The organism is Aquirufa esocilacus (genome assembly GCF_042715595.1).
Classification (GTDB): Bacteria; Bacteroidota; Bacteroidia; order Cytophagales; family Spirosomataceae; genus Aquirufa; species Aquirufa esocilacus.
In genome coordinates this window covers 179158-189851 of sequence record NZ_JBBKXX010000003.1, presented here as the reverse complement: position 1 = coordinate 189851, position 10694 = coordinate 179158, and the positions used below count along the sequence as shown (strand labels likewise).

Here is a 10694-nt window from a genome sequence, read left to right as displayed (position 1 = left end):
AGGTAAAATAAATGGTTTTCGATTTATTTTCCTTTCCAATAATTTGCCAGCGCGGAACCATTAATATTCATGACTGGGCCAAAAATCGCCGCAGGTAATCCTAGCGTCCCCACTTTACCCATCGCCATGGCTAATCCGGAGGCAAGACCCGCGTTTTGGAGCCCTACTTCAATGGCGATAGTTCTGCAATCTTTTTCTGGTAACCGACTCAAGCGCCCTCCCCAATAACCCAATATAAATCCAAATAGATTGTGCAACAAACAAACCAATACCAACAATGGTCCCACCGCCACCAGCGCATTTCTGCCATTAGCGGTGATGATGACCACAATCGTTCCCACACTCCACATCGAAATGGTGGGTAGTGCTTTTTCAAACCATATAAACCGGGATCCCAATAATTTATTGTACAACACCCCAAAGAAAATGGGTAAAATGATGAGTTTGCTAATTTCCCAAACCATTGCCCATAAATCGATCTCAATTAATTGACCTGCCAAATTTTTCATTAAAAGTGGCGTAAGAACTGGTGCCAGAATAGTGGCAATAGAGGTTAAGGTTAGCGATAAGGCAACATTGGCTTTGGCCAAATACGACATCACATTAGAGGCTAATCCACAGGGCATGCATCCGACGAGAATGATGCCAGCTGCGATTTCGGAGGGAAATTGAAATAATTTAGTGAGCCCCCAGCCCACGAAAGGCATAATGGTAAACTGAAAGAATACACCTAAAACCACTGCTTTTGGTGAGCGCAACACTTCCGCAAAGTCAGTCATTTTCATGGTTGTTCCCATCCCAAACATAATGATTTGCAACAGGGGAATGATGAAAATTTTGAATTTCAAATCGCCGAAACCAATAAAGGGTTCAGGAAAAATGAGTGTTACAATGACAGCTAGAATGATGCTAAAGGTGAACAATAAGCCTTTCATAAGAGGTTTTTGCTGTCAATTTACAAAAAAATTAATTGTTCAACGTGCCCTCTGAAATCCAGGATTTGATTTGGCTAATCTCGCAAGATCCTAATTTCGATGTACTGGATGGCATAGGCTTGTAACCTGCTGTATGATTTATAGAACCCATCAATTTGCCATTAGCGGCATACACCTTTACGGCTGCGTGCGAATTTAGATCAATGCCTGCAGATGGCGTTGTGCCACTGTGACAACCGGTGCAATAGGTTTTCAAGGTGGGGAAAACGGTCACACTGAATGAAACAGCAGTCGTGTCACAACTGATAGCGGAGGCATTACATGAATTGTTTTTTGCTCCTTGTTGTATCCATTTCAAAACGAGTCCTTTGTTCGCCAAACTAAATTCAGCCGCTGGCGCAGGAGGCATTCTATCGTCTCCCGTCTCAATTAGGCATTTGTAAAGATCACTTGAAGTGGGGGAGGCTACTTTTACCTCGCGCATGATGTTAGTATAATCCGTCAAAATGACGCCGTCTTTTTTTGAGATAGCATCGTGACATCCACTCATCGCACAGTTAGAAGTGATCAGCGGAAGAATGGTTTGGTGGAAGTAAACGGTGTCTGGGCTACATGAAGTAACGGCTGGACCTGCAGGAAGAACTGGATTTGTAGCCGTTGTCGTATCAACCACAATGGGTTGATAGGCTAGTGGAGTGTTCTTGTCATTTAGGCAGGACACAAATACGATAAAGCTTAAAATAAGTCCTAGGATTCTCATTTTTTGGTATAGTTCATTTTGCTAGAAATCTTGATAACCTCGGCGATTTTGGCAAAAACAATCTTCGGGATGTCGACTTTGTAGTCCACTAGTTTCACTTCGAATTGACACGTTAAGGCTAAAGTCGAACCCGTTGAAACGATTGTTCCTTTCAATTCAATGGGACGCGTTACTCCGTGAATGGTGGCAGACCCGGATGCGGTGATAGGGTAAGTTCCAGCCACTGTTAGATTGACGGATTCTTTAATTTTTCCTTTGAAAGTCGCAGAGGGAAATTTTTCACTTTCCAAATAATTCTCATTAAAGTGCTCCTGCATTAATTTATTTGGGAACACGAAATTCGTGACACGCATTTGAACCGCTACTTCATTCGTAGCCGTATTGATGATGCTGGATACAGATTTGTTGACGGCATCGATATCCTCCATTGGAGTTTTGGAGAAAAAGGAAACTTCCCCGTTCGTCGTCATAAATAACTGTGCCTTGGATTGAAATCCAACAAATAAAAGGGCTAAAAGGAAGAGTTGTTTCATTTTTTCTTAGGTTCTAAACTGAATGTACGGGCCATATTGAAGCCATAAAAGATGTCGCCAGCGCCCCAGGTACCTAGGGTTTGGCCTATAAAATGTTTCTCGGTCATTCCACGAGAGTTCGTCAAATGCAATTGAAAAACGTGTCCGCCTGTCTCGATATCAAAACCGACAGAAAAGGAATCTTGGTAGGGGTAAGGAGTACCGGCACCCTCTTCGTAATCCTCTTTATCGACGATGTTCTTGTAGTATTCTGCTGAAATGCTCAAGCGATTCGTCAGCTTGTACCGACCGCCAAATCCCATCGAGGCTAAATTATTTTCTAGGTAAATGGATTCTGATTTGTTGTTGTGTAAAACAGTAGGCATTAGCTGTAAGGAAAGCTTATCGCTGAATTTACGCGCGATGAGTAGTTGTCCAAAATAGGACTGGCGTTGCAAATTATTTTGATAACGCATCACATTTCCACTTGAAGTCGTGTAGCCTGTGGGCATCGTATTAGTCGTCATTCCTCCATATAAAGTAACAGTAACAGGCATCTTATTCGATTGTGCTAGTACTTTGTACTTCGAATAGATATCATACGTCTTCTCGATGGTAGAGCGACCCGCCCCTATGAGCCATTTGTCTGTGAGGGAATATTCAAGACCTAGACGGATTTTGGCCTCATCTAAACCCAGAAAATTATCCATGAATCCAGAGTTGACAGATCCAAAACGATGCGAGATCCAAAAATTTAGGTGCTGTTTCGCCAGTGTCTCCACCGTTTGACCATTAATCAAACGCGTTCCTTTAAAAGTGGCCTGGGTAAAGGTGGTTTTTTTCGCATCTTCTTTCTCGAGCATATCGAGAAGATCATCCTGTGCAAAAACAGTAGTGCTACAAAAAAGGAATAAGAATAATTTTTTCATTACGAGAAAATTCGAAGTGTCGTGCCAGATAAAGAAGTTTGGTAAGCTTTAATGCCTTTGCTACCATTCGCATTTGTGCCAGTGCCGTTTGTAGAAAAAGTCGCCCCATGTTGAGTACAATAAAATCCACCTCCGCTGTAAATGACATTCGCCTTGTTTTCGTGCGAGCAAACTTGGGTTACCGCAGCAAACGTAGTACTGGAAACGCGCGCTACAACAATGCCATTCGCGATGACATAATTGCCTACCGTATTTAATTTGCTATAGGTCGCATTCGTTAAATCGAGAGTGAAATCAGCGCTGCTTGCGGGTGTTACGGACTCATTTGTGCAAGAAGAAAGGGAGGAAACGCCGCAATAAACGGCTAAAAGTGAAGCTCCTTTCAAGCCAAGGGACTTTAAGAATTCGTGGCGTTTGATTTTATTTTCCATTCTATTTCAGGGTTTGTGATGCAATTTAGCCTTTTAAACGCGTTAAATAAATGATTATTGTCAGTAGTCGATGAACGCGCTTTTCAGAATGATGAATAAGTGAATAGGGCAGATAATAGGAAATGGTTATATTTGAAGATAAATAAGAACAAATGCTAGAAACCTTTTTGATTCGTTACGCCCTGAATTTACTTTTTACGTTCATCGTCGTGCGTTTTATCTATTATCCTAAGTACCGGAATAACGACTTCGTTTTCACTTTCTTCTTATTTAATACCATCCTCTTTGTGCTTTGTTATTTGTTAGCGGAGGCTGATTTGAAGTTTGGTTTTGCCTTTGGATTGTTTGCCTTATTTTCGATGTTCCGCTACCGGACGGTGACGGTACCCATCGGAGAAATGGGTTATTTTTTCTTAGTGGTGACGCTGGGAATTATCAACTCTTTGGCCTCTTTAGTGAACATTGAAATGCTTTTAGTGGCTAATGCTGTGTTAGTGGCGATGACTTTTTTATTAGGTCGTACGTTGCAATTAACACATGAGAATTTTCAGACGCTTAATTATGAAAATTTGGGCTTGATTAAGCCAGCTGAACGCGCTGAATTATTAAAAGATTTAACAGATCGCACAGGATATCCGATCCACAAAGTTCAGGTCGTTAAGGTTGATTATCAACGTGGAATCGCACAATTACGGGTGTATTATTTTTCCAAAGAAAATGAGTCCGGCCCTCTTGACTTAGATGCATAAGTTTCTATTTCTACTATTTCCATTTTACGCTTTTGCGCAGAAAGATACCTTGCTTACTAAATCCTTGCAGGAAGTGCGGGTTAATGGCATTCGCTCGGAGTACACCAGCGATCCTTCGAAAAAGGTGTTTCAGGTAGGGGCGAATTTGACGAATGTAGGAGGAAATCTCTATGATGTCTTAAGCAACATTCCGTCCATCTATGTGACCAGTGATGGGAATGTGAATTACCGGGGGAATCAGAATCTCACGATTTATTTTGATGGGAAGCCATCCGGAATTTTGAGTTCCTCCCGGGCGAATGCCTTGAGTTTATATCCCGCAGATCAGATTGATCGGATCGAAATTATCTCGAATCCGGGTGCTAAATATTCCGCGGAGGGCAGTTCTGGTATTTTAAATATCATATTAAAGAAAGGCTCGAAAACGGAGTCTTTACGAATCAATTCAAACCTAGGAACGAATGACAAATATGCGCTATCGGCTACCTATGCAAAAGGTTACAAACGTTGGACGCATTTGGTAGATTTGAATTTACGCCAAAACACGCGCAACAACTACCAATACCTATACCGCGAAAATCCAAGTCCCTTTGGCTTTTCTCAAATCGCTCAAACAACCAACGAGATCAACCGGGATTATAACCAGTCTATTCGGCTAAATTCGATTTATACTTTTAGCAAGGACCGGACTTTGGGGATTTCATTCATTGGCCGTTTATCGTCTGACCATAATTCAGAAGTGCGCTATAATAAAAGCGAATTCAGCTATGCGGCCGATCGATTTTATGCCCGGGATGCGGACAAGAAAGGAAGTGATTTTGGTTTTGATTTGAACTTGTCCTATAGTCCAAGCGCGAACGGTAAGATCGATTTTTTATGGATTCAAAACGAGGGTTCAGACGCCAATCAATTCTACCAGCATTATTTTTACGGGGATTTTGATACCCCTAATCCAAACATTCCTGTTCGCAATGAGCGTTCGTCTGCCTCTAGCGCAAACTCTACATTGTTATTACAAGGGGATTGGACTAAGTCGTTTTCGAAAAAGCTTTCGCTCGATTATGGATTCAAATTGAATTCGCGCTTTTTTGAAAATTCCTTCTTATATGAGAAACAGAAGGAGGGAATTTATGTCAAAGACGGCGTTCGTTCAAACGGATTTACGTACGAAGAACACATTCAAGCGGGCTACCTATCCTTTTCTGAAAAAGCGCGTTATCTTCAGTTAGATGGGGGTCTCCGCGTCGAGGCCACTGAAATTGCGGGTGATGTGCAACAAAACTATGTGAATCTATTTCCATCACTTTCCATTTTGCATCCCATTTCTTCTTCACAGTCGATTTCGTTTGCCCTTTCTTCCCGGATCACCCGACCGAGTTACAAGTCCCTGAATCCATTCATTTCCTTTGCGGATCCTTTGAATTTGAATGCGGGCAATCCATCGCTGAAGCCAGAAAAGGCCATGCTTTTAGAGCTTTCGCACGTGAAAGATTTTAAGTCAATCTCTGTTTCGAACTCCGTATTTTACCGCGAAATCACGGGTTTAGTCGGCCGCGTTAGAACCTTTTTAGATGGAGACACTACCTTGACGCGCTATGAGAATATCTCCAAATCCCGTGCCTGGGGCTTCGAAAATCTAAGTACTTGGTCCGTTTCAAAGGCTTTCAAAATAACCCTCAGTTCTTCCGTGTATCAAACCGATTTACAAGGTTTAATCAACGGGACTCAAGTTTCTGAAAACCGCTGGAGCTGGAACTCCCGTTTGAATCAACAAGTCAAATGGAAAAACAATTGGTCTGCCCAGCTATCAGGAATTTACCAGTCCGTTCAAATCAATCCTTTGGGAATTATTAGCCCCTATTATACCGTGGATCTAGGCATGAAAAAGGACCTAGGCCGACTCACGATTAATGCCCGCATTAATGATTTGTTCAATACCCAAAAAACCATCTACGACTCCCGTCCTTTCGGTTTTGTCAGTGATCTCGAACGCAAGAAAGAAACCCGCATTTATTACATCGGCTTTAGCTATAAGTTTGAAAGCAAGAAGATGAAAGAGGCGAGAGAGCGGAAGAGGGTGAACGAAGAAGAAATAGATATCGAAGAATAAAACGAATGCTAAAAATGCGCTGCGCGATATTTTTATGCATTTCGTTTTATTCTTCTCTCTCTCTCTTAGATTAAAGATATGAGATTAGAGAGTAAAGATAAATCGGACTTTACTTACTTTTCACTCTCGACTTCTCCGCCTCTAACCCCGTCGCTCTCTCCCTCGCTCCTTTAATAGCCATATTTCCGAATCGATACGTAAAGTTTAAACGAACTACGCGGGAATCTTGACGAGGGCGAACAACGATATCTAAATCGCCATATTTAATAAATACATCCGGGTTAGAGGTTAAAAGTACGTCCTGCGCATTGAGGCGGATAACACCGCGTTTGTTCATGACCGTTTTTTGGACTCCTAAGTTTAGTGCTCCACCTGCCCCAAAAATAAAGGCACTCTCTAAACCTCCAGTAAAGTAATTGCCGCCGATTTCTAAGCGGAATGCCTTGGGTAAAGTGAAGATGTGGTTTGAGCTGATGTAAAATTGATTATTGACAGGGCTAAGACTCGCATTTTCTACTTTTCCGACTAATTCCGCGCGGTTAAAGTAGATGTCATTATTAGTAGACCACCATTTCGCAATGGGGATAGGTAAAGAGAATCCAAGGCTATAATTAGTTCTCTCAGCCATATTTGCTGATGTCTGGTATGATTTTCTGGCCTGCGTGTCTTGCTTTAGTATCTCCGTGATCACATTTGTTGTGTGGCTATAGCCCAAAATCGTGCTGAATGCCCCCATATAAGTATGGCTTAATTCCACCGAGTTCGTTAACTGTGGGGTTAACATGGGGTTTCCTACTTTGAAAGTGTAGTTGTCCAAAAAGAATACAAATGGATTCAAATCCCCATAACTTGGACGGTCAATTCGACGCGAATAATTCAAGCCTAAGCTGTGGTTTTTAGATAGGTCATATTGAAAAAAAGCACTCGGAAATAACTGCGAGTAGTCACGGTGGAAAGTGGAATCTTTTGAGTTCGCCGTGTATGCCTGCGATAACCCATCCGCTACCGTCCACTCGCCACGTAAGCCAATCTGGTAACTAAATTTGCCGATGGCACGTTCCGTGTTCAAGTAGGCGGCGTGAATTTGTTCTTCATAGACGAAGTGATTACTTTGGCCCGTTAAAAAAGTATAGGATGAAGCCCCATCGTTCTTGCCCTGGAAGCGTAAATCGTTATCTGTTTTCACATAAGAGGATTTCAAACCTGTGCCCCATTTCGATTTCAAGAAGGAGGGTAGAACGTAATCTAATTTGAAGGAATATTGGTCTACCAGGGAGTTTGCATTATTTAACAAAAGGGAGTCTGCACGCAAAGTGCTAAAGTCCCCTCGCTGGAACTGTGAACGCAAATTAGAGCCACTATTATCCACAAATCGCGCATAGTCTAGGTCAATCGTTAATTCCCGACCCGTGCTATCATAGCTATGCTTGAAGTTGAAATTCGTAGCATAATTATGGCTCGGATTTCCTACATTATTGTAGGTGTTTAATCGGGTCAAAGCCGTTCCAGCACTCGTATATTGAATCGTCTGATTCAATCCATCGCGTAAAGTAAATTGGTTAATGTTGCCAGAAACCAAAATTCCCACAGTCGTCTTCTTCGAATAGTACCAATCCACCCCACCTTTCAATTGTGTCGTCTGATTCTCATTTTTGAAGGCAAATCCATTTTCCCAAACTTCATTTTGGGCTCTAAAATAACGCGTTAGGTTATTTCGCTCTAGCATTTTGCGGTTCACTACGGAACCATTCCCAAACCAGTTCCAGCCATTCTTTCGGTAGTTTAAATTCACCCCCGTGCTTTGGCGAGAATAGACTCCTTGTGCCAAAGTCGCGTTCGCAGAACCATTCAACCCAATATTTGAATTCTTTTTCAACTTAATATTGATGATTCCACCCGTTCCAGCCGCGTCATATCTTGACGACGGATTGGCCATAATCTCTAGCTGAGAAACCTGGTCTGCGGGTAAATTCTTCAGATAATTAGCTAAGTCAGCCCCACTTAAGTACGAAATTTTTCCATCAATCATAATGGCAGCACCCGATTTTCCTCTTAGGGAAATGTTGCCATCTTTGTCCACGATCACACCTGGAGAACGCTCCAATAATTCCATGGTCGTATTTCCGGCCGCCATGGCAGAATTCTCCACATTAACGATCGTTTTGTCTAGCTTTTTTTCGATGAACGGTTTTGTTGCCGTCACTTTTACTTCCGCTAATTCGGTGCTTAATGGCTGCAATGTGATGACCCCTAATTCGATTTTAGTATTCGCTGATATCTCATCTAAAGCGATTTTCGTTGGTTTGAAACCCGTCGATTGAAGGGTTAAGGTGAATTTACCTAGGGGTAATTTAGTGACCCGTAATTCCCCATTTTCATCCGTATTCATCCCTTTTACAAGGCTAGAATCAGTCGTTTTTTTCAAAAGTGCTGTCGCAAAAGGCAGTGCTTCTTTATTAGCATCTTGAAGGCGGAGGTGTAAGGAGTTTTGGCCAAAAGCCGAAATCGAACAAATGAGTAGTAAGGCAATTAATTTCATGACGCAATTTCCCACAAAAAAGTGTCAGCAAGAAGTGATTCTTGACAAATGGTTAATTTTCCATTTAAAGCACAAAGAATAAAGCACAAAGCATAAAGTTGGAATCAAAAAAAGGGCCGAAGCCCTTTTTTTGATAGTATAGTAATTTTGTAAAGCACAAAGCACAGAGCATAAATTGTAATCAAAAAAGGGTCGAAGCCTTTTTCGATAGTATAGTTATTTATAAATATCCACTAATCTTCTTTATTCTTTGTGCTTTATGCTCTATTATTTTAAAACCGTAGGTTTTAGTCTAAAAACCATCCCCGGACTCTCAACCCCCACATACAAATACCCATCGCGGCCTTGCTTCACATTGCGCATACGGCCCACGTTGATTAATACCTTTTCTTGCTTCACCACCTTGTTGTTCTTTACCTCCACACGGTTCAAATAATTGAAACGTAGTGATCCGATCATCAAGTTACCTTTCCAAGCCGGGTATTTATCACCCGTCACAAAAGTCAATCCAGATGGAGCAATGGATGGGATGAAATAGGAGATAGGTTGCTCCATTCCGTCTTTTTTGGAGATAGCTGAAATCGGTTTTCCATCGTAGTTAATGCCATATGTAATCACCGGCCAGCCGTAGTTTTTGCCTGCTTTGATGATGTTAATCTCATCGCCGCCTCGAGGACCGTGCTCCGTCTCCCAAATATCGTCCGTCCATGGATTCGTCGTCAAACCTTGTGGGTTACGTTGTCCGAAAGAATAGATACTTGGGTGATCTGTGTTCTTGTATGGATTATCCGCTGGCACCGTTCCATCGTCATTTAAACGGTGAATTTTACCGTTGTCATTATCTAAACTCTGAGGGAATACTTTTTCCATTCCACGTTCTCCTACAGAGAAGAATAGATGTCCTTTTTTGTCAAATGTAATGCGAGAACCGTAGTGGAAAGAAGTTTTCGTGTAAGGTTTCGCTTCGAATATCTCTTGAGCTTCTACCCAGTTATTGTCTTTGATTTTTCCACGAACGATGGCTGTTGTATTTACTTTGGCACCATCCTCCATTTTAAACTTCGAGTAGGATAAGTAGATCCAGCCATTTTGCTCGTATTGCGGGTGAAGTGTGACATCTAATAAACCACCTTGTCCCTGCGCATACACTTCTGGAGTCCCTTTGATCGCCGTTTTGTTGCGTTTTTGATCTACTAAATACAATACACCCGCGCGATCTGTAATTAAATAATCGTTCGAAGGTAACTGCGTGAAACCCCAAGGGCTATCGAAACCAGTGGCGATCGTGTCTAAAACGATGGTCATTCCATCCGACTTGAAGATGTTTGACGTTGGTTTATTGGCAAATTTATATTGCTCAACACCAGCTAAATTTTCAACGATTAAATCTGCCAGTTTTTCAATTTCTTTAGGTGTCAAAACCTCTTTCCACGTAGGCATTCCGGCGTCCGGGTAGCCGTGCGTAATGCTGTTAAAGATGTCTGATTTTTTGTCTCCGTGCTTCCACTTGCGGTCCACAAATGCTTCCACTTTTTCACCGTGGCAAGACGCACAATATTTGGTGTAATTAACCTCTGCTGGCTCTTCAGCAACAGCTGGAGCATTCGTTAAGGACATGGTACTTAAAGCGGCCATCGCAATCAGGCCAATAAAGGATATTTTTTTTAACATAGCTTGGTATTTTTCTGCCACGAAGCTAAATATTAATTTCTATATTTCTATCTTTAAA

Annotated in this window: 9 protein-coding genes; 2 read left to right on the top strand and 7 right to left on the bottom strand. The window is 41.9% G+C overall.

The features are described from left to right. Positions 1 to 23 precede the first annotated feature (23 nt). Genes SKC37_RS09440 through SKC37_RS09420 form a run of 5 tightly spaced genes read right to left on the bottom strand, consistent with a single transcriptional unit; the run spans position 24 to position 3567 of the window. Positions 24 to 935, bottom strand: a complete 912-nt coding sequence (locus SKC37_RS09440; protein WP_377981238.1) for a bile acid:sodium symporter family protein — start codon at positions 933 to 935, stop codon at positions 24 to 26. Positions 936 to 966: 31 nt separating this feature from the next. Beyond that, entirely contained in the window at positions 967 to 1695 is a 729-nt protein-coding gene (locus tag SKC37_RS09435) for a hypothetical protein (RefSeq protein ID WP_377981237.1), read from the bottom strand. Further along, positions 1692 to 2228, bottom strand: a complete 537-nt coding sequence (locus tag SKC37_RS09430) for a YceI family protein (RefSeq protein ID WP_377981236.1) — start codon at positions 2226 to 2228, stop codon at positions 1692 to 1694. Before SKC37_RS09430 ends, SKC37_RS09435 begins: the two co-directional genes overlap by 4 nt. After that, on the bottom strand, positions 2225 to 3136 hold the full coding sequence (locus SKC37_RS09425) for a DUF5777 family beta-barrel protein (protein WP_377981235.1): 912 nt from the start codon (positions 3134 to 3136) through the stop codon (positions 2225 to 2227). The genes SKC37_RS09430 and SKC37_RS09425 overlap by 4 nt, the downstream gene beginning before the upstream one ends. Continuing rightward, entirely contained in the window at positions 3136 to 3567 is a 432-nt protein-coding gene (locus SKC37_RS09420; RefSeq protein ID WP_377981234.1) for a Rieske 2Fe-2S domain-containing protein, read from the bottom strand. Before SKC37_RS09420 ends, SKC37_RS09425 begins: the two co-directional genes overlap by 1 nt. 152 nt (positions 3568 to 3719) lie before the next feature. Between SKC37_RS09420 and SKC37_RS09415 the strand changes: the two genes are divergently transcribed. Both SKC37_RS09415 and SKC37_RS09410 read left to right on the top strand, forming a co-directional pair. Next, on the top strand, positions 3720 to 4316 hold the full coding sequence (locus SKC37_RS09415; protein WP_130895125.1) for a DUF4956 domain-containing protein: 597 nt from the start codon (positions 3720 to 3722) through the stop codon (positions 4314 to 4316). Next, positions 4309 to 6426: a TonB-dependent receptor domain-containing protein gene (locus SKC37_RS09410; protein WP_377981233.1), complete on the top strand. Its 2118-nt coding sequence runs from the start codon at positions 4309 to 4311 to the stop codon at positions 6424 to 6426. The genes SKC37_RS09415 and SKC37_RS09410 overlap by 8 nt, the downstream gene beginning before the upstream one ends. Positions 6427 to 6535: 109 nt before the next feature. Here the strand turns inward: SKC37_RS09410 and SKC37_RS09405 are convergent, their stop codons facing one another. After that, entirely contained in the window at positions 6536 to 8965 is a 2430-nt protein-coding gene (locus SKC37_RS09405; protein WP_377981232.1) for a TonB-dependent receptor, read from the bottom strand. A gap of 267 nt (positions 8966 to 9232) precedes the next feature. After that, the gene (locus SKC37_RS09400) at positions 9233 to 10636 is read right to left on the bottom strand and encodes a PQQ-dependent sugar dehydrogenase (RefSeq protein WP_377981231.1); all 1404 of its coding nucleotides are present in this window, start codon (positions 10634 to 10636) and stop codon (positions 9233 to 9235) included. Between the last annotated feature and the right edge of the window lie 58 nt (positions 10637 to 10694).

What these genes read in the sequence shown, in the direction of transcription:
- SKC37_RS09430 (WP_377981236.1), bottom strand. Translation starts at nt 2,228, where the DNA reads ATGAAACAACTCTTCCTTTTAGCCCTTTTATTTGTTGGATTTCAATCC.
- SKC37_RS09405 (WP_377981232.1), bottom strand. Translation starts at nt 8,965, where the DNA reads ATGAAATTAATTGCCTTACTACTCATTTGTTCGATTTCGGCTTTTGGC.
- SKC37_RS09425 (WP_377981235.1), bottom strand. Translation starts at nt 3,136, where the DNA reads ATGAAAAAATTATTCTTATTCCTTTTTTGTAGCACTACTGTTTTTGCA.
- SKC37_RS09420 (WP_377981234.1), bottom strand. Translation starts at nt 3,567, where the DNA reads ATGGAAAATAAAATCAAACGCCACGAATTCTTAAAGTCCCTTGGCTTG.
- SKC37_RS09440 (WP_377981238.1), bottom strand. Translation starts at nt 935, where the DNA reads ATGAAAGGCTTATTGTTCACCTTTAGCATCATTCTAGCTGTCATTGTA.
- SKC37_RS09415 (WP_130895125.1), top strand. Translation starts at nt 3,720, where the DNA reads ATGCTAGAAACCTTTTTGATTCGTTACGCCCTGAATTTACTTTTTACG.
- SKC37_RS09400 (WP_377981231.1), bottom strand. Translation starts at nt 10,636, where the DNA reads ATGTTAAAAAAAATATCCTTTATTGGCCTGATTGCGATGGCCGCTTTA.
- SKC37_RS09410 (WP_377981233.1), top strand. Translation starts at nt 4,309, where the DNA reads ATGCATAAGTTTCTATTTCTACTATTTCCATTTTACGCTTTTGCGCAG.
- SKC37_RS09435 (WP_377981237.1), bottom strand. Translation starts at nt 1,695, where the DNA reads ATGAGAATCCTAGGACTTATTTTAAGCTTTATCGTATTTGTGTCCTGC.